Annotated in this window: 15 protein-coding genes; 6 read left to right on the top strand and 9 right to left on the bottom strand. The window is 63.6% G+C overall.

Annotation, left to right across the window (positions count from 1 at the left end):
* Positions 1–9 precede the first annotated feature (9 nt).
* From V3314_RS25045 to pcaR, 7 genes are all read right to left on the bottom strand, one after another.
* Complete coding sequence (locus V3314_RS25045) at positions 10–1,362, bottom strand: 3-carboxy-cis,cis-muconate cycloisomerase (RefSeq protein WP_046617254.1); 1,353 nt, start codon at positions 1,360–1,362, stop codon at positions 10–12.
* 9 nt (positions 1,363–1,371) lie between these two features.
* On the bottom strand, positions 1,372–2,661 hold the full coding sequence (locus V3314_RS25050) for an MFS family transporter (protein WP_046617253.1): 1,290 nt from the start codon (positions 2,659–2,661) through the stop codon (positions 1,372–1,374).
* A gap of 185 nt (positions 2,662–2,846) precedes the next feature.
* On the bottom strand, positions 2,847–4,052 hold the full coding sequence (gene pcaF / locus V3314_RS25055; RefSeq protein ID WP_181381669.1) for a 3-oxoadipyl-CoA thiolase: 1,206 nt from the start codon (positions 4,050–4,052) through the stop codon (positions 2,847–2,849).
* Positions 4,049–4,828, bottom strand: a complete 780-nt coding sequence (locus tag V3314_RS25060) for a CoA-transferase subunit beta (RefSeq protein ID WP_015271653.1) — start codon at positions 4,826–4,828, stop codon at positions 4,049–4,051. Before V3314_RS25060 ends, pcaF begins: the two co-directional genes overlap by 4 nt.
* Positions 4,825–5,685: a CoA transferase subunit A gene (locus V3314_RS25065; RefSeq protein ID WP_046617220.1), complete on the bottom strand. Its 861-nt coding sequence runs from the start codon at positions 5,683–5,685 to the stop codon at positions 4,825–4,827. The genes V3314_RS25060 and V3314_RS25065 overlap by 4 nt, the downstream gene beginning before the upstream one ends.
* 233 nt (positions 5,686–5,918) lie before the next feature.
* A complete protein-coding gene (locus tag V3314_RS25070; protein WP_046617221.1) occupies positions 5,919–7,265 on the bottom strand; it encodes an MFS transporter in 1,347 nt (448 codons plus the stop codon).
* Between the two features lie 331 nt (positions 7,266–7,596).
* Positions 7,597–8,487 carry a pca regulon transcriptional regulator PcaR gene (gene pcaR, locus V3314_RS25075; protein ID WP_025340494.1) on the bottom strand — a complete coding sequence of 297 codons (891 nt, stop codon included), beginning with the start codon at positions 8,485–8,487 and terminating at the stop codon, positions 7,597–7,599.
* A 487-nt stretch (positions 8,488–8,974) separates the two neighbouring features.
* On the opposite strand from pcaR, the gene V3314_RS25080 reads away from it, so the two are divergent.
* Positions 8,975–9,175 (top strand): hypothetical protein, encoded by a 201-nt coding sequence (locus tag V3314_RS25080; protein WP_003259583.1) that lies wholly within the window; start codon positions 8,975–8,977, stop codon positions 9,173–9,175.
* A 312-nt stretch (positions 9,176–9,487) separates the two neighbouring features.
* The gene (locus tag V3314_RS25085; protein WP_025340495.1) at positions 9,488–10,960 is read left to right on the top strand and encodes an inorganic phosphate transporter; all 1,473 of its coding nucleotides are present in this window, start codon (positions 9,488–9,490) and stop codon (positions 10,958–10,960) included.
* Between the two features lie 170 nt (positions 10,961–11,130).
* Here the strand turns inward: V3314_RS25085 and V3314_RS25090 are convergent, their stop codons facing one another.
* Positions 11,131–12,606 (bottom strand): helicase HerA-like domain-containing protein, encoded by a 1,476-nt coding sequence (locus V3314_RS25090; protein ID WP_046617222.1) that lies wholly within the window; start codon positions 12,604–12,606, stop codon positions 11,131–11,133.
* 169 nt (positions 12,607–12,775) lie between these two features.
* On the opposite strand from V3314_RS25090, the gene V3314_RS25095 reads away from it, so the two are divergent.
* The 4 genes from V3314_RS25095 to V3314_RS25110 all read left to right on the top strand — a co-directional run bounded on the left by V3314_RS25095 (position 12,776) and on the right by V3314_RS25110 (position 17,760).
* Entirely contained in the window at positions 12,776–14,650 is a 1,875-nt protein-coding gene (locus V3314_RS25095; RefSeq protein WP_085602263.1) for a methyl-accepting chemotaxis protein, read from the top strand.
* A gap of 242 nt (positions 14,651–14,892) precedes the next feature.
* Complete coding sequence (locus V3314_RS25100; protein ID WP_085602264.1) at positions 14,893–16,014, top strand: glycosyltransferase family 1 protein; 1,122 nt, start codon at positions 14,893–14,895, stop codon at positions 16,012–16,014.
* Positions 16,007–16,771, top strand: coding sequence for a DUF2334 domain-containing protein (locus tag V3314_RS25105; protein WP_338459767.1), 765 nt, complete (start codon positions 16,007–16,009; stop codon positions 16,769–16,771). The genes V3314_RS25100 and V3314_RS25105 overlap by 8 nt, the downstream gene beginning before the upstream one ends.
* Complete coding sequence (locus tag V3314_RS25110) at positions 16,768–17,760, top strand: lysylphosphatidylglycerol synthase transmembrane domain-containing protein (protein WP_338459768.1); 993 nt, start codon at positions 16,768–16,770, stop codon at positions 17,758–17,760. The genes V3314_RS25105 and V3314_RS25110 overlap by 4 nt, the downstream gene beginning before the upstream one ends.
* Positions 17,761–18,068: 308 nt before the next feature.
* Here the strand turns inward: V3314_RS25110 and purU are convergent, their stop codons facing one another.
* The gene (purU, locus tag V3314_RS25115) at positions 18,069–18,920 is read right to left on the bottom strand and encodes a formyltetrahydrofolate deformylase (RefSeq protein ID WP_023662871.1); all 852 of its coding nucleotides are present in this window, start codon (positions 18,918–18,920) and stop codon (positions 18,069–18,071) included.
* Between the last annotated feature and the right edge of the window lie 124 nt (positions 18,921–19,044).

Below are 19,044 nucleotides of genomic sequence, written 5' to 3' on the forward strand. Positions count from 1 at the left end.
CGGTCTCCTTCAGGCAGTGAAACGTTGATGTTCGGACACGGCGCGCGCCACCCAGACGCGGGCCTGGCCCAAGTAATGGGCAGGGTCGAGCAAGCGATCGAGTTCTTCGGCGGACAGCTCGGCGCTGACCTGCGGCTCTTCACCCAGTACAGTGCGCAGGTGGCGCTGTTCGGCCACCGCGCGCTGGCAGCACTGCTCCAGCAGGTGGTGGGCGTGGTCGCGGCCCAGGCGCTGGGCGAGGACGATGCTTACCGCTTCGGCCAGCACCAGGCCCTGGGTCAGGTCGAGGTTACGGCGCATGCGCGCGGCATCCACTTCCATGCCCTCGGCAATCACCTGGGCCTGGCGCAGCGCACCGGAGACCAGGCAGCAGATGTCGGGCAGGGTTTCCCATTCGGCATGCCACAGGCCGAGGCTGCGCTCGTGCTCCTGGGGCATGGCGGCAAACAGCGTCGAAACCAGCCCCGGCACGCGGGTCGCGGCGCCGATCAGCACTGCTGCGCCGACAGGGTTGCGCTTGTGCGGCATGGTCGAAGACCCACCCTTGCCCGGCGCGGAAGGCTCGAACAGTTCCCCCGCTTCGGTCTGCATCAGCAGGCTGACATCGCGGCCGAACTTGCCCAGGCTACCGGCGACCAGGCCCAGCACCGAGGCAAACTCCACCAGGCGGTCGCGATGGGTGTGCCAGGGCTGCTCGGGCAGGGTCAGCTTGAGCTGCTCGGCCAAGGCTTCGGCCACCGGCATCGCCTTGCTGCCCAACGCCGCGAGGCTGCCCGAGGCACCGCCGAACTGCAGCACCAGCAGGCGTGGGCGCAGCTCCTGCAGGCGCTGGCGGTGACGGGTCAAGGCGCCCAGCACACCGGCCAGTTTCATGCCCAGGGTCACCGGGGTGGCATGCTGCAACCAGGTGCGCCCCACCAGCGGCGTGTCGGCGTGCTGCAAGGCCTGACGCGACAGGGTATCGGCCAGCTTGCCAAGGTCGGCTTCGATCAGGTCGAGGGCAGCGCGCAGCTGCACGACCAGCCCGGTGTCCATCGCGTCCTGGCTGGTGGCGCCCAGGTGCACGTAGCGCTCGGCCTCGGGCACGCCACTGGCGATCACTTTGCCCAACGCCTTCACCAGCGGGATCGCCGAGTTGCCAGCAGTGGCGATGGCATTGGCCAGCGCGCCAACGTCATAACGCTCGGCGTGGCAAGCCGCCTCGATGGCCGCTACCGCGCTGTGCGGGACCAGCCCGGCAGCCGCCTCGGCCCGTGCCAGCGCCGCTTCGAAATCGAGCATGCCCTGCAGGCGGCCACGGTCGGAGAAGATCTCGCGCATGGCCGGTGCGGTGAAGTAGGCGTCGAACAGTTGGTTGGTCATGCCACGTCCTCAATCATCGTGGTGCAGGTACGCGGCCTGCTTCGGCAAGCGCAGGCTGAACAGGAAGGCAATCGCCATCATCGCTGTCACGTACCAGTAGAAAGTGTTTTCCATGCCCAAGGTCTTCAGGCCCAGGGCAACGTATTCGGCCGAACCGCCGAACGCCGCGTTGGCCACTGCATAGGCCAGGCCCACACCCAGCGCACGCACCTGCGGCGGGAACATCTCGGCCTTCACCAGGCCGCTGATCGAGGTGTAGAAACTGACGATACACAACGCCAGGGTAATCAGCACGAAGGCCATGAACGGGCTGCTCACGGTTTTCAGCGCCATCAGCAGCGGCACGGTGAACAGCGTCCCCAGGGCGCCGAACAGCATCATCGAATTACGCCGGCCGATGCGGTCGGAGAGCATGCCGAAGAACGGCTGCAGCACCATGAACAGGAATAGCGCGCCAGTCATCACGTAGCTGGCGTTTTTTGCGGTCATGCCGGCGGTGTTGACCAGGTACTTCTGCATGTATGTGGTGAAGGTGTAGAAGATCAGCGAACCGCCCGCGGTATAGCCGAGCACGGTGATGAAAGCCGCCGCGTGGTTGCGGAACAGGCCCTTGATGGTACCGGCGTCCTTGTCCTGGCGGGTTTCGGCGCTGCTGGTCTCATGCAGCGAGCGGCGCAGCATCAACGAGATCAGCGCTGCAATGGCACCGACCACGAACGGTATGCGCCAGCCCCAGGCGCGCAGCTCTTCTTCGGTGAGCAGTTGCTGCAGGATCACCACCACCAGCACCGCCAGCAACTGGCCGCCGATCAGGGTCACGTACTGGAACGAGGCGAAGAAGCCGCGCTGGCCGCGCAGGGCCACTTCACTCATGTAGGTGGCAGTGGTGCCATACTCGCCGCCAACCGACAGGCCCTGGATCAGCCGGGCCAGCAACAGCAACGCCGGGGCCCAGGTGCCGATGCTGGCATAGGTGGGCAGGCAGGCGATCATCAGGGAGCCGAAGCACATCATCAGCACCGAGATCATCAGGGAATTCTTGCGACCATGGCGGTCAGCGAGGCGGCCGAATATCCAGCCACCGATGGGGCGCATCAGAAAACCCGCGGCGAACACGCCTGCCGTGTTCAACAACTGCACGGTGGGGTCGTCGGAAGGGAAGAAAGCCGGAGCAAAGTAGATCGCGCAGAAGGCATAGACGTAGAAGTCGAACCATTCCACCAGGTTGCCTGAAGAGGCACCAACGATAGCGAAGATGCGTTTACTGCGTTCTTCGCCGGTGTAATAGGCTGAGGTCATGGTGAGTTTACTCCTGGAGGGTCGCAGGTAATTCTAGACACACCTGGTAACACACTCGTTCCGCTATCTGGCTGGCAATTGGCCTTGAGTCGCATGTGCCGGCCTCTTCGCGGGTAAACCCGCTCCCACAGGGGATGCGTGGTTCCCTGTGGGAGCGGGTTTACCCGCGAAGAGGCCGGTACAGGTCAAACCCGCTCGATGGCCAGCGCCAAACCTTGGCCTACGCCCACACACATGGTCGCCAGGCCTTTACGCCCACCGCTCTTTTCCAGTTGGTGAAGCGCAGTCAGCACCAGGCGCGCACCACTCATGCCCAGCGGGTGGCCCAGGGCGATAGCACCGCCGTTGGGGTTCACCTGCGGTGCATCGTCGGCCACACCCAGCTCACGCAGCACCGCCAGACCTTGGCTGGCAAAGGCTTCGTTGAGCTCGATCACATCGAAATCATTCACCGCGATGCCCAGGCGCTCGGTCAGCTTGCGCACTGCCGGCACCGGGCCAATGCCCATGACCCGCGGTGCAACACCGGCGCTGGCCATGCCCAGTATCCGGGCACGTGGGGTCAGGCCGTGTTTCTTCACCGCCTCGGCCGAGGCCAGGATCAACGCCGCAGCACCGTCATTCACACCCGAGGCGTTGCCGGCGGTGACGGTCTTGTCCGGGCCGTTGACCGGCTTGAGCTTGGTCAGCGCTTCCAGTGTGGTTTCCGGGCGCAGGTGCTCGTCACGCTCGACGATGGTCTCGCCCTTCTTGTGCGCGATACGCACCGGCACGATCTCTTCGGCGAAGAAACCGGCGGCCTGGGCGGCAGCTGCCTTCTGCTGGCTGCGCAGGGCGAAGGCGTCCTGGTCAGCACGCGAAACCTGGTAATCGTCGGCCACGTTGTCGGCGGTTTCCGGCATGGAGTCCACACCGTACTGGCTCTTCATCAGGGGGTTGATGAAACGCCAGCCGATGGTGGTGTCTTCGAGCTTCATGTTGCGCGAATAGCCACTTTCGGCCTTGCCCATGACGAACGGGGCACGCGACATCGACTCGACGCCGCCGGCAATCGCCAGCTCCATTTCGCCGCTGGCAATGGCGCGGAAGGCGGTACCGATGGCATCCATGCCCGACGCGCAGAGGCGGTTCAGGGTAACGCCCGGAATGCTTTCCGGCAGGCCGGCCAGCAGCAGCGCCATGCGCGCCACATTGCGGTTGTCTTCACCAGCCTGGTTGGCGCAGCCGAAGAATACTTCGTCAACCTGATCCCACTGCACGCTCGGGTTGCGCTCGATCAGCGCCTTCAGCGGCACGGCGGCCAGGTCGTCGGCCCGCACGCCGGCCAGGGCACCGCCGAAGCGGCCGATCGGGGTGCGAATGGCGTCACAGATGAATACGTCGCGCATCAGGCTTCTCCTGCCACCTGGCCGTGGGCCGCGGCGGTACGGGCTTCGAGGTCTCGCAGGGCGGACAGCTCGACTTCGGTCGGTTCGGCAGTGGTCTGCACATCGTCGGCAAAGCGGATCGCCCAGCCAGTGGCGGCGATGATCTGCTCGCGGGTCACGCCCGGGTGGATGGCAGTAACGACGAATTCGTGGGTACCAGCCTCCGGCTCCATGATGCACAGGTCGGTGATGATACCGACCGGGCCGTCGCCTGGCAGGCCAAGGCGTTTGCGCGAGTCGCCGCCTTCACCGTGGCCAACCGAGGTGATGAAGTCCAGCTTGTCGACGAAGGCACGCGGCGACTGCTTGAGGATGATCAGCACCTGTTTGGCGGAACCGGCGATTTCCGGTGCGCCACCGGCACCCGGCAGGCGGGTTTTCGGGGCGTGGTAGTCACCGACCACAGTCGTGTTGATGTTGCCGAAGCGGTCGACCTGGGCGGCGCCGAGGAAGCCGACGTCGATGCGCCCACCTTGCAGCCAGTAGCGGAAGATCTCGCCGGTCGGCACCACGGTGTCAGCGGTTTCGGCCAGCTCGCCGTCGCCGATCGACAGCGGCAGTACGCTTGGCTTGGCGCCGATCGGACCGGACTCGTAAATCAGCACCACGTCTGGCGACGAGGTCAGGCGCGCCAGGTTGGCGGCCTTGGAAGGCAGGCCGATGCCGACGAAGCACACAGCACCGTTACGCAGGCGACGGGCTGCGGCGACGGTCATCATTTCGGAAGTGGAGTAGCTCATTGTGCGGCCTCCGCAGTGCTGGCCAGCTTGGCCTTGAATTCGTTGAAATCGGCAGTGCCACGGATGTAGGTGTCAATCCAGGCGGTGAACGATTCGCGGCTGCGCGCGATCGGGTCCCAGGCCTGGTAGAAGCGGTTGTCACGCTCGTAGTAGCCATGGGCATAGGACGGGTGCGCACCGCCAGGTACCAGGCATACCGCGCTCAGGGCCCAGGTCGGCAGTACGCAGGCGTTCATCGGGGCCTGCAGGTCGTCGACGATTTCTTCGACGGTGACGATGCAGCGCTTGGCGGCCAGGGCGGCTTCCTTCTGCACGCCGAGGATGCCCCACAGCAACACGTTGCCTTTGCGGTCAGCCTTTTGCGCGTGAATCACGGTCACGTCCGGGCGCACCGACGGCACGGCTGCCAGCACTTCACCGGTGAACGGGCAGGTGACGCTCTTGATCAAGGGGTTGACCTTCGGCAGGTCGGAGCCGGCGTAAGCACGCAGCACGGCGAACGGCAGGCCAGAAGCACCGGCGACATAGGCGTTGGCCAGGTCGGCGTGGCTGTGCTCTTCGATTTCGATGGCGTGTGGCCACTGCTTCTCGACGGCATCACGCAGGCGGTGCAGCGAACCGACACCCGGGTTACCACCCCAGGAGAAGATCAGCTTGCTGGCGCAACCGGCGCCGATCAGCTGGTCGTAGATCAGGTCCGGGGTCATGCGCACCAGGGTCAGGTCGCGCTTGCCCTGACGGATGATCTCGTGGCCGGCGGCAGTTGGGATCAGGTGGGTGAAACCTTCGAGGGCGACGGTATCGCCATCCTGGATGAACTGCTTCACGGCTTCGTGAAGCGAGAGAATTGCAGCCATTTGGAGACTCCTGGTCAGGGTGCTTCGGTGAGCTCAGATTAAGGAGACTCTTGGGTGGCTTACAATCCGATAATCGACTATTTGTGCGATTATCGAACCATTTGTTGTCCTGCTACTCATTCACTACCGTGTCGAATTCTTCGCAGCACAAGGCTGGTCCTACAGGGGGGGGCGGCATCGCCTGTGTAGGAGCAGCCTTGTGCTGCGAAGGGCCGCAAAGCGGCCCTCGGGCCTCAGGTTGCGTCAGCGTGGCTCACCAGCCCTTTCACGATCACACCCACGGTCGCCAGCCCTGCCGGCACCAGCAACGCCGTCAGCACCTGTTCGAAGTTCCAGCCCAGCCCCAGCAGCGTGGCACCACTCCAGGCCCCGAGAATCGCGCCGAAACGGCCGATACCCAGCATCCACGATACCCCTGTGGCGCGGCCCTGTGTCGGATAGAAGCGCGCCGCCAGCGAAGGCATCGCCGACTGGGCGCCGTTCACGCACATGCCGGCAACCAGCACCAGCGTGGCCAATACGGTGATGTTGCCCAGGCTCTGCCCCACGGCGTAGGCGAACACCCCGGCCAGCAGATAGAAAATGCCGATCACCTTGTGCGGATTGAAGCGGTCCATGGCCCAGCCCACGCCGACGGCACTCAGCACGCCACCGAACTGGAACAGTGCGCCGATGAAGGCCGCCTGCTCCATGCTCGCGCCACTGTCGCGCATCAAGGTTGGCAGCCAGCTGGTCAGCAGATAGACGATCACCAGGCCCATGAAGTAGGTCAGCCACAACAGCATGGTGCCCATGCCGTAGGTACCGGAGAAGATCAGCGCAAACACGTTGCGCGCGGCCACCGCCTTCTGCTCCGGCACGCTGAAGCTGCCCGCCTCGGCCACCACCTGCGGTGCGATGGGGGACAAGGTCTTGCGCACCTTGTCGGTGCCCCGATTGCGCACCACCAGGAACCGCGCCGACTCCGGCAGCCATACCATCAGCACCAGCGCAAGCAGCAACGGCAGCACGCCACCGATCACCAGCAGGCTGTGCCAGCCGTAGGCCGGGATCATCTTGGCGGAAATGAAGCCCCCACCGGCCATGCCCAGGTTGAAGCCGCAGAACATGCTGGTCACCAGCAGCGACTTGAGGCGTTCGGGGGTGTACTCAGACAGCAGCGTGGTGGCGTTGGGCATGCCTGCGCCAAGGCCCAGGCCGGTCAGGAAGCGCAACACCAGCAACTGCTCGACGTTGGTGGCATAGGCCGAGGCAAGGCTGAAGCCGCCAAATACCAACACAGCGCCCACCAGTACGCCCTTGCGGCCAAAACGGTCCGCCAGCGGGCCGGAGCCGAGGGCGCCGAAAACCATGCCGATCAATGCGGCACTCATGACCGGGCCGAGGCTGGCGCGGTCAATTCCCCAATCCTGTGACAGGGCCGGGGCTATGAAGCCCATGGCCGCAGTATCGAGGCCATCGAGGAAGACGATCAGGAAGCACAACAACACCACCCGCCATTGGTAGCGAGACAGCGGCTGCTGATTGATGAACGACTGGACGTCGAGGCTTTTGCCGACGTTGGTTTGCGCTTGGTTCATTATTGTTATCCGGAATGAGGGGCACAGCCAGGCCACTGCACGCGTTAAACCGGTACAGAGGACAGTAGTTTGAGGGAATGCGGCCGGCGTCAGCCTGGATATAACGGTACTGCGCGCGGGTGCGGCCGCGGCAGCGAGGGGACAGTATTCATGTAAGTGCCTCTTATTATGCTTTTCTTGTTCGGTCGGCACAGCCAACCGTTGCGAGAGACATTAATCAGCGGGCGGTGGTGGCGCAATTGACAGCGAACGACACTGTGCGTTTATCGCACAGGAAAGGGTTTTGCCTGTTCCAGATTTGAAAGGGGGCGCTTTGCGGCCCCCTGCAGGCTCAACCAAACAACTGATGGCAAAGGTCCCGGCTTGCCGCCAGCAGGATCGGCAAGAACCGTTGCTCCAGTTCACTGCGCGTCACCCGCCCGACATGGGTACTCACGTTCAATGCCGCCAACACCTGCCCCGAGGCGTCATACACCGGCACCGCAATCGAACGCAGCCCTTGCTCCAGCTCCTGGTCCACCACGCACCAGCCCTGGGCGCGCACCTGCTGGATACAGGCGAACAGTGACTCGGGGTCATGCAAGGTACGACTGGTACGCGCCTTCAGGTCGGCACGTTCCAGGTATTCACGCAGGCTGGTGTCGTCCATGGCCGCCAACAAAATGCGCCCCATCGACGTGCAATAGGCCGGCAGGCGCCCGCCCACCGACAGGTCGACCGAAATCAGCCGCTCCACGGTGGCCGAACGGGCTATATAAAGAATGTCGTCACCTTCGAGCGTGGCCATGTTGGCCGCCTCGTGCAGCTGATCGCTGATGCGGTCCAGGTATGGCTGGGCAGAAATCGCCAGCGGCGTCGAGGACAGGTATGCATGCCCCAGCGTCAGCACTTTGGGCAACAGCGAATAGGTGCGCCCGTCGGTGGTGGCATAACCCAGCTTGATCAATGTGTGCAGGCAACGGCGTACCGCCGCACGAGGGATTTCGGTGCGGTGGCTGATCTGGGCGATGGTCAGGTGACGCTTGCGTTCCTGAAAGGCCTGGATCACTGCCAGGCCTCGCGCCAGGGAGGTCATGAAGTCCGGGTCGCCGGTAAAGGCCTGGATGCGCTTTGCCGGGGAAGCCACGATCGGCGGTGCCAGGGCTGCCGAGGCAGATCGCCCCTGCTCCGGGTTGCCCGACTCTGGATTGACGGAATCGTTGGCCAGGGTTTCGTCACTCATCGCACACCTCGAAAAAAACGCCCACTCGTGCGATTATCGAACAAACGGCCGATAATCGCAATTGACCGCTGACACTTTTACTTATACCTTTCTCATGCCACTTGTGGCTTCTTTGGAGAGACTGGTCAGGTACCCACCGTAGAAGTCCCCAGGCAACGGCCTCGCCTTTTGGCGAGGCCGTTTTTATTTACTCTCCCGTAGACGGTCCCGCTGCTGCACTGCAACGAACTTTTGTCCGTCTTGCCTTTCAAACTTGTACGAAAGGCCCAAACTGTTGTCGGATGCATTCCCTTACTTGCGTCTGGTGATGTCAGGGCTGGGTAAATAACGATGTTCGGCGAAATATCGGTTGCTATAATCGATTGCGCAGGCCTCGACGATGCCGTGGTAATGGAACCTTCCGCTGTATCAAGCCGTTGCGGCCAGCAAGGCATGTGCACGCTGCACACGTAGAACAACAGTCATCAAACTTAATTCAGGTACTACTGTGACGAAAGATGAACTGCGCGCGGAACTCGAGCGCCAGGCTGAACGTTACAAGGATGTTTACGGTGGCGAAGTCACCACTTACGCCGCACAACCGGATCCGGAACGCAAACCATGGCGCAAGCGCGCGAGCGTGCGCGACCAGGCCTTCAGCCAGGAACTGGAACGTATGGAAAAGGAACTGCGCAGCGACACTCCCTGACCCCGGGACCACGCCAGCGCGTCGTCGCCCGGCCAGCCCGGGCGCGGTCGATCTTTACTGTCTGGCCGAAGGTGAAATGGAATTACACAAATTTCATACGACCGTTTGAAAAGAAGCGAAGCGGTTTTTTGCTTAATTTTTTGCCGGTTTTCGCCAGGTTTCGCGCGTTTTAGCGGACATTTCCCTGCCTCGACGTCGCGCCGTGCACATAACGCTCCCGAAAGGAAGATTGCCGTCGGTCTGTCGCAGATGCATCGATTGCCAAGGTTTTCTGGCATAATCCCGCCCCCCTAAGACCGCCAGACAACCTTCATGATCGAATTATTCAGCGGACTGGATGCCTGGGTGTTGGTGAGCCTGCTGCTCGCCTTGACCTTCGTGCTCGCCTTCGAGTTCATCAATGGCTTTCATGACACCGCCAACGCGGTAGCTACCGTCATCTATACCAAAGCCATGCCGCCGCACCTCGCCGTGTTCTTTTCCGGCGTGTTCAACTTCCTTGGCGTTCTGCTCGGCGGTGTCGGGGTGGCCTATGCCATCGTGCACCTGCTGCCGGTAGAGCTGCTGATCAACGTGAACACCGGACACGGCCTGGCCATGGTCTTCTCGCTGCTGGCTGCGGCCATCACCTGGAACCTGGGCACCTGGTACTTCGGTATCCCCGCCTCCAGCTCGCACACGCTGATCGGCTCCATTCTCGGCGTCGGCCTGGCCAATGCCCTGATCAACGACATCCCGCTGGGCGACGGTGTCAACTGGCAGAAGGCGATCGACATCGCCATGTCGCTGGTGGTCTCGCCGATGGCCGGCTTCGCCGTTGCCGCACTGGTACTGATCGGCCTGAAGTGGTGGCGCCCGCTGTCGAAGATGCACAAGACCCCCGAGCAACGCCGCAAGCTCGACGACAAGAAGCACCCGCCGTTCTGGAACCGCCTGGTACTGGTGGTTTCGGCCATGGGCGTAAGCTTCGTGCACGGCTCCAACGACGGCCAGAAAGGTATCGGCCTGATCATGCTGGTACTGATCGGCATCGTCCCGGCCAAGTTCGTCCTCGACCTGAACAGCACCACCTACCAGATCGAGCGTACCCGCGACGCCACACTGCACATGAGCCAGTTCTACCAGCGCAACGCCGCCACCCTGGGCGAGTTCCTGGCGCTGGGCAAGGCCAAGGCCAGCGACCTGCCAGAGCAGTTCAGCTGCAACCCACAGCAGACCGAGCCGACCATTGCCGCGCTGCAGTCCTCGCTGCAGGGCGTGACCGACTACCACAGCCTGAGTGCCGACAAGCGTGTCGAAGTGCGCCGTTACCTGCTGTGCCTGGACGACACGGCGAAGAAGGTTGGCAAGCTGCCAGGCCTGGAAGCCCGTGAAAAGGCCGACCTGGAAAAACTGCGCAAAGACCTGACCGCCACCACCGAGTATGCCCCGTTCTGGGTGATCGTGGCCGTCGCCCTGGCCCTGGGCCTGGGTACCATGGTCGGCTGGAAGCGCGTGGTACTGACCGTTGGCGAGAAGATCGGCAAGCAGGGCATGACCTATGCCCAGGGCATGTCCGCGCAGATCACCGCGGCTTGCGCCATCGGCATGGCCAACATCTTCGCCCTGCCGGTATCGACCACCCACGTGCTGTCGTCCGGTGTGGCCGGCACCATGGTCGCCAACAAGAGCGGCTTGCAAGGCGGCACCGTGAAGACCATCCTGCTGGCCTGGGTACTGACCCTGCCGGCATCGATGGGCCTGGCGGCCGGCCTGTTCTGGCTGGCGTCCAAAGCCATTGGCTGAGTGATACCGCAACAAGAAGAAGGCGCCTGACGGGCGCCTTTTTCATAGGTGTCATTCCTGTACCGGCCCTATCGCCGGCAAGCCAGCTCCCACAGGTATTGCACCGCCCGCAAGGCCTGTGCAGTACCTGTGGGAGCTGGCTTGCCGGCGATAGGGCCGGTACAGGCAAACTACCTTTTCTTGCCCCCCAGCAACGACCCCATCAACCCACGCACCAACTGCCGCCCCAGCTGGTTGGCCGCCTGGCGCACCGCCGACTTGATGGCCTGCCCTGCCGCACTCTGCAAGAACTCACCGGCCTTGTCGGCAAAGCTTTCTTCATCTGCCTTGGGTTGCGGCGCGGGCTCCACCGGCTCGCCCTTGCGCTGGGTCAGCATCTCGTACGCCGACTCTCGGTCCACCGGCTTGTCGTAACGCCCCGCCAGCGGCGAACTGGCAATCAGCGCACTGCGCTCAGCCGCACTCAACGGCCCGATACGCGACTGCGGCGGTGCAATCAGTACCCGCTGCACCATCGCCGGCGTGCCCTTCTCTTCCAGCGTCCCTACCAGTGCCTCGCCAATGCCCAGTTCAGTCAGCACCGCCAGGGTGTCGAACGCCGGGTTGGGGCGGAAGCCATCAGCCACCGCCCGCAGCGACTTCTGCTCCTTGGCGGTAAACGCCCGCAAGCCATGCTGGATGCGCAAGCCCAACTGGGCCAACACCGCATCTGGCAAATCCCCCGGCGATTGGGTGACGAAGTACACCCCCACGCCCTTGGAGCGGATCAGCCGCACCACCTGCTCCAGGCGATCCTGCAATGCCTTGGGCGTATCGTTGAACAACAAGTGCGCTTCATCGAAGAACAACGCCAGCACCGGCTTGTCGGCATCACCGCGCTCGGGCAGCTGCTCGAACAACTCGGCCAGCAGCCACAACAGGAAGGTCGCGTAGACCTTCGGTGCATCGTGAACCAACCGGCTGGCGTCCAGCAGGTGGATACGCCCACGGCCATCCGGGTCTGGCCGCAGGAGGTCCTCGAGCTGCAACCCCGGTTCACCGAACAACGCCTCGGCGCCCTGCTGCTCCAAGGTCGCCAACCGCCGTAACAGCGCCTGAGTGGAGGCCGTGGTCATCAGCGCGCTGTCTTCACCCAGCAGTTGCGGGTTGTCCTTCAGATGCGCCAGCAGCGCCTTGAGGTCCTTGAGGTCGAGCAGCAGCAGGCCTTCACGGTCGGCCACCTTGAACGCCGCGTACAGCGCCGCCTGTTGGCTGTCGGTCAGTTCCAGCAGGTTGCCCAGCAGCAGCGGCCCCATTTCACTGAGGGTGGTACGCAGCGGGTGACCGGACTGCCCGGCAATGTCCCACAGGCTCACCGGGTAAGCCCTGGGCCTGTGCCCCAGCCAGGGCATGCCGGCGATGCGCTCGGCCACCTTGCCCTGCGGCGCACCAGCAGCGCCCAGGCCGCAAAGGTCGCCTTTGACATCGGCGGCGAACACCGCGACCCCCGCATCACTGAACGCTTCCGCCAGATGCTGCAGGGTAACGGTCTTGCCAGTACCCGTTGCACCCGCTACCAGGCCATGGCGGTTGGCCAGCCTCATGGCTTGCCCAACCGGCTGGCCATCCGGACCAGCACCTACAACGATGGTCGAAAATTCCGACATCTCTTAATCCTCTGCTCAAGCTTTAGCGTAATTCGGCCGATACCTGTGGGTGATATTCGCCTTAATAGAGAGGAACAACCGAAAAGGGACTTTTTCGGGATGTTGCACTGCTTTGCGACTCCACGCATGCAAACGCCTGATATGAAACCTTAGCGGAACCGATTACGCCATGAACAAAAGCCTTCGTTTCAGCCACAAGATTCTTTTGGCAGCGTCACTGATCGTGATACTCGCCTTCAGCCTTTTCACGCTCTACAACGATTACCTCCAGCGTAATGCGATCCGCGAGGACCTCGAAAACTATCTGGCTGAAATGGGCGCTTCCACTTCGACCAATATCCGCAACCTGTTCGAAGGCCGTATCAAGCTGGTGGAAAACCTGGCACAGAACATAGCCCAGGACCCGACCAACGCCGAAACCCTGATGGGCCAGAATGCACTGATTTCCAGCTTCCTCACCGTCTACCTGGGCAAGGTCGACGGTGGCTTCAGCGTGCGCCCTGACTCGAAAATGCCCGACGGCTACGACCCACGCACCCGTCCCTGGTACAAGGACGGCATGAACGCCGCTGGCGCAACCCTGACCGAGCCGTACATCGACATGACCACCAACAAGATGGTCATCGGCATCCTCAGCAAGGTTTCCGCCGGTGTCGGCGTGGTCGGTGGCGACCTGGCCCTGGACGGCCTGGTGCAGATCATCAACTCGCTGAACTTCGGCGGCATGGGCTATGCCTTCCTGGTCAACGACCAAGGCAAGATCCTGGTGCACCCGGACAAAGACCTGGTGATGAAGTCACTGTCCGACCTGTTCCCGCAGCACACGCCGAAACTGACAGGTGAGCTGACCGAAGTGCAGAGCGAAGGCCAGGCCCGCCTGCTGACCTTCACCCCGATCACCGGCCTGCCGTCGGCCAACTGGTACATCGGCCTGTCGGTGGACAAGGACAAGGCCTTCTCGATGCTCAGCACCTTCCGCACCTCGGCGGTGATCGCCACGCTGGTGGCGGTGGTGATCATCATCGGCCTGCTCGGCCTGCTGATCCGTGTGCTGATGCAGCCGCTGCACACCATGACCCGCGCCATGGAAGACATCGCCGAAGGTGAGGGCGACCTGACCAAGCGCCTGCTTATCCACAACCACGACGAATTCGGCATCCTGGGCAGCGCCTTCAACCGTTTCGTCGAGCGTATCCACAGCTCGATCCGCGAAGTGTCCTCGGCCACCGAGCAGGTCAACGAAGTAGCCCTGCGGGTCATCAGTGCCTCGAACTCGTCAATGACCAACTCCGACGAACAGTCCAACCGCACCAACAGCGTGGCCGCCGCCATCAACGAACTGGGCGCTGCCGCCCAGGAAATTGCCGGCAACGCCGCCCAGGCTTCGCAGCATGCCAGTTCGGCGCGGTTGCTGGCCGAAGAAGGGCAGCAGGTGGTGGAACGCAACATTGCGGCAATGAACCGCCTGTCCGACCTGATCGTCACTTCCAGCGCGCACATCGAGACGCTGAACAGCAAGACCGTCAACATCGGCCAGATCCTCGAGGTGATCACCAGCATTTCCCAGCAGACCAACCTGCTGGCGCTGAACGCGGCCATCGAAGCGGCCCGCGCCGGTGAAGCCGGGCGTGGTTTTGCGGTTGTCGCCGATGAAGTACGCAACCTGGCGCACCGCACCCAGGAGTCTGCGCAACAGGTGCAGACCATGATCGAAGAACTGCAGGTCGGCGCGCGCGAATCGGTCGAGACCATGGACCAGAGCCAGCGCCACAGCCAGGACAGCATGCAGATCGCCAACCAGGCCGGTGAGCGGCTGGACAGCGTTACCGTGCGCATCGGCGAGATCGACGGCATGAACCAGTCGGTGGCCACCGCCACCGAAGAGCAGACTGCCGTGGTCGAGGCGATCAACATGGACATCAACGAGATCAACATGCTCAACCAGGAAGGCGTGGAAAACCTGCAGGCTACCCTTCGCGCCTGCTCTGACCTGGAGCAGCAGGCCGGCCGCCTGAAGCACCTGGTGGGCAGCTTCCGCATCTGATCGCAAACCGCGTCGCCTGCTTCGCGGGTAAACCCGCTCCCACAGGATCTCCGTCACTCTTGAATGCGTGGTGATCCATGTGGGAGCGCTCAAGCCCGCGAAGAAGCCCGTACCGCTCCCCCGCCTTCCCCGCCCCACCCAACCCCGATCGAACAAACTATCCTTCTGATAGGTCAACCTTTAGGCGCGTCATCGCCGGCCCGTTAGCGCCGGATGACAGACCCGAAGACGATCCCGGAGGGATGCTGATCGTGCACATCGCCGACATCACCATGTTCTACGCCCCCGCCAGTGGCGGCGTACGTACCTATCTTGATGCCAAACACCACCGCCTCGACGCCATCCAGGGCGTCCGCCACAGCTTGCTGATACCCGGTGCCAGCGCCCAGCACGCCGATGGCATCTACCAGGTGCCCGCACCGCCGCTGCCGTTCGGCAATGGCTACCGCTTCCCGGTGCGCCTGGCCCCCTGGTGCAATGTGCTGCGCAGGCTCAAGCCCGACCTGATCGAAGTCGGCGACCCCTACCTGACCGCCTGGGCTGCGCTGGAAGCGCGGCGCAAGCTCGATGTGCCGGTGATCGGCTTCTACCATTCCGACCTGCCGCTGCTGGTCAGCAACCGCATGGGCAACTGGTTCACACCCAATGTCGAGGCCTATGTCAGCAAGCTGTACGGCAATTTCGACCGGGTCCTGGCCCCCAGCCAGGTCATGGCCGACAAGTTGCGCCGCCTGGGGGTGCGCGATGTGCACGTGCAGCGCCTGGGCGTCGACCTGGCCACCTTCCACCCCAGCCAGCGCGACCCGAAGCTGCGTGCCGAACTGGGCATTGCCGACACCAGTCGCCTGCTGATCTACGCCGGCCGTGGCTCGCGGGAAAAGAACCTGCCGGTACTGCTCGAGTGCATGCGGCACCTGGGCCCCCCCTACCACTTGCTGCTGGTGGGCTCGAACATGCCGGCCAACGTGCCGCAGAACGTCAGTGTGATCGATCACTTCTGCCCGGCACCAGAAGTCGCCCGGCTGATGGCCAGCGCCGACCTGCTGGTGCACGCCGGCGACCAGGAAACCTTCGGCCTGGTCATTCTCGAAGCGATGGCCAGCGCCACGCCGGTGGTGGCGGTGCGCGCCGGTGCTTTCGGCGAAATCGTCAACGAACAGTGCGGGCGCTTGTGCCGCCCCAACGATAGCCAGGCCATGGCGACCGCCGTGCAAGAGGCATTCGAGGCTGGCGTACGCAAGCTCGGGGCTCAGGCCCGACGCCATGCCGAGCAGCAGTATTCGTGGGACCACGTGGTCGCCGGCCTGCTGCAGCACTACCAGGCCGTGCTTGGCCACCAGCCACAGGTCCGCGCCCATGGCTGAGCCACTGTCGGCAGCACGCAGCCTGATGCTGGTGCTGCACGATGTCGCGCCCGAGACCTGGCCCGACTATCAACCCTTCGTCCAGGCCGTCGACGCCATCGGCGGCATCCCCATGACCTGGCTGGTGGTGCCGGACTTCCACCACCGCAACCCGCTGCAGCGCTCGCCCACCTTCTGCCGCGTGCTCGAACGGCGCCTGGCCCAGGGTGACGAGCTTGCCCTGCACGGTTTCTACCATGCCGACAACGGCCCGCCACCGCGCACGCCCGGTGAGTACTTCATGCGCCGCATCTATACCCATGAAGGCGAGTTCTACGCTCTCGACCAGCAGCAGGCCCTGCAACGCCTGGAGCACGGCTTGGCCGTGTTCGCGCAGCAGGGCTGGCCGGTGGCTGGCTTCGTCGCACCTGCCTGGCTGATGAGCGAAGGCACCCGCCAGGCATTGCGCCGCCTGCCGCTGCGCTACACCAGCACGCCACAGCACTTGTACCGTTTACCGGACTTCACCGCGATCAAGGCTCCGGGGCTGGTCTGGAGCGCCCGCAGCGCTTGGCGCCGCGGCCTGTCACGGGTGCTGTGCGACTGGCAATGCCGGCGCTGGCGTGACGCCCAGACCCTGCGACTGGGCCTGCATCCGGTGGATATGCGCCATCGCGCGTCCCGCGACTATTGGCTGAACACCCTGCACACGCTACTGGCGCAGGGGCGCGAGCCCCTGACCAAGTCCACCTGGCTCGACCGCCAGGCCAGCGTATGAGCCGCCTGGCCTGGCTGGCCCTGGCACTGCTCGGCGCCGTGCTGGTGCCGGCCCTGCTCGGTGGCAGCGAGCTGCTACCGAGGCTGCAGCGCTTCGCCCCCAGCCTGATGCTGACCCTGCTGGGCATGATCCTGCTGTGCTGGGTCATAAACGCCATGCGCCTGCGCCTGCTGCTCGGCCAGCAAGGCGCAAGGCTTGGGCGCCTGCGCAGCCTGGGTGTGGTGATGGCCACCGAGTTCGCCATCTGTACCACCCCAGGCGGCAGCGGCGGCCCCTTGACCCTGATGGCCCTGCTGGCACGCGACCGGATCGGCCCGGCGCGCAGCGGCGCGGTGTTTGCCATGGACCAGCTGAACGACCTGGTGTTCTTTTTCTGCGCGATGCTGGCGATTGCCGGCTATGCACTGTTCCACAGCCTGGGCCACAGCCAGGAAAGCATGTTGCTGGGCAGCGCGTTGCTGCTGTGCACGGCACTGACCCTGGTGATCGGCCTGCTTCGCTACCGGCGCACGGTGATGCGTGTGAACGGCAGGCTGCTGCGCCGCCTGGGCATGAGCCGCCAGCGCAAGCGGCGCTGGGCGCGCAAACTGCTGCGCTTCATCGACGCACTGTCGCAGACCTGGCGCCTGCCCAAGCGTACGCTGACCCTGGTGTTCACCCTGACCTGCGCCCACTGGGGCCTGCGCTACAGCGTGTTGTATCTGGTATTGAGGGGATTGGGGGTAGACCTGGCGTGGATCCCCAGCTTTCTGGTACAGATGCTGTCGCTCAGTGCCGGCCAGTTCAGCTTGCTGCCTGGCGGTGCCGGTGCCGCCGAGCTGACTTCGGCGAGCCTGCTGACGCCACTGGTGGGCAGTTCGACTGCGGCTGCGGCGATCCTGATATGGCGGGCGGTCACTTACTACTTTTATCTGCTGGCGGGTGGGCCGGTGTTCGTGTGCCTGCTGGCGCGCCCGCTGATGGAGCGCTGGCGGCGTCAGGCGGGTTGAGCTGCTGCCAAAGTTCGGCGGCGCCGGGGAAATCGGTGCCATCGGTGTCGGCCAGGGCTTCGGGGTCGTAGCGGGCCAGGCAGCCTTCGCCGAGGGTGGGCGGCAGTGAGGCGGTGGGGTTGTTGCGGGTCTTAGCCATTGCGTATGCCTCAGGATTGCCGGGGGCGCCTTGCGCCCCTTTCGCGACACAAGGCCGCTCCTACAGGAGTTACGCGACGTAGTGCCGGTACGCGATCCCTTGTAGGAGCGGCCTTGTGTCGCGATGGGCTGCAAAGCAGCCCCAGAACCTCACAGGCAACCAGTCTGTATCAGTCAAACACCACAGTCTTGTTGCCATGCACCAGCACCCGGTCTTCCAGGTGATAACGCAGGCCACGGGCCAACACCATCTTCTCCACATCACGGCCAAAGCGGACCATGTCGTCGATGCTGTCGGCATGGCTGACACGCACCACGTCCTGCTCGATGATCGGGCCGGCGTCCAGCTCTTCGGTGACGTAGTGGCAGGTCGCACCGATCAGCTTCACACCACGCAGGGCGGCCTGGTGATACGGCTTGGCGCCGACGAACGACGGCAGGAAGCTGTGGTGGATGTTGATCACCTTTTCAGCATAGTCCTGGCACAGTTGTGGCGGCAGGATCTGCATGTAGCGGGCCAGCACTACCACGTCGGCGGCGTGCTCCTGCACCAGGCGCGATACTTCGGCAAAGGCCGGGGCCTTGTCCTTGGGGTCGACCGGTACATGGAAGAACGGGATACCGTGCCACTCGACCATGCTGCGCAGGTCGTTGTGGTTGGAGATCACGCAAGGGATCTCGCAGTCCAGCTCATCGGTGTGCCAGCGGTGCAGCAGGTCGGCCAGGCAGTGCGACTCGCGGCTCGCCATCAGCACCACGCGCTTTTTCTGCGCCGAGTCGGTAATGCGCCAGGTCATGGAGAACTCTTCGGCGATCGGCGCAAACGCCTCGCGGAAGGCTTCGATACCGAACGGCAGCGATTCGGCGCGGATTTCATGGCGCATGAAGAACCAACCGCTCTGCTCATCGGAGTGGTGGCTGGCTTCGTTGATCCAGCCATTGTACAAGGCCAGGAAATTACTGACTTTCGCCACGATGCCAACACGGTCGGGGCAGGCGATCACCAGACGATAGGTGCGCATGAATGAGACTCCAGAACTTCGCAAAGGCGCTCATTCTAGCGGCCCGACAGGAAAAACGCAGTATTGATTGCAGCGGCCGTGGTCTGTGTTTCTGACGAGATGTACCGCCGCCATTGTCTGACAG

It is taken from the genome of Pseudomonas sp. TE3-3-F2023 (genome assembly GCF_036784815.1).
Lineage (GTDB): Bacteria > Pseudomonadota > Gammaproteobacteria > Pseudomonadales > Pseudomonadaceae > Aquipseudomonas > Aquipseudomonas pudica.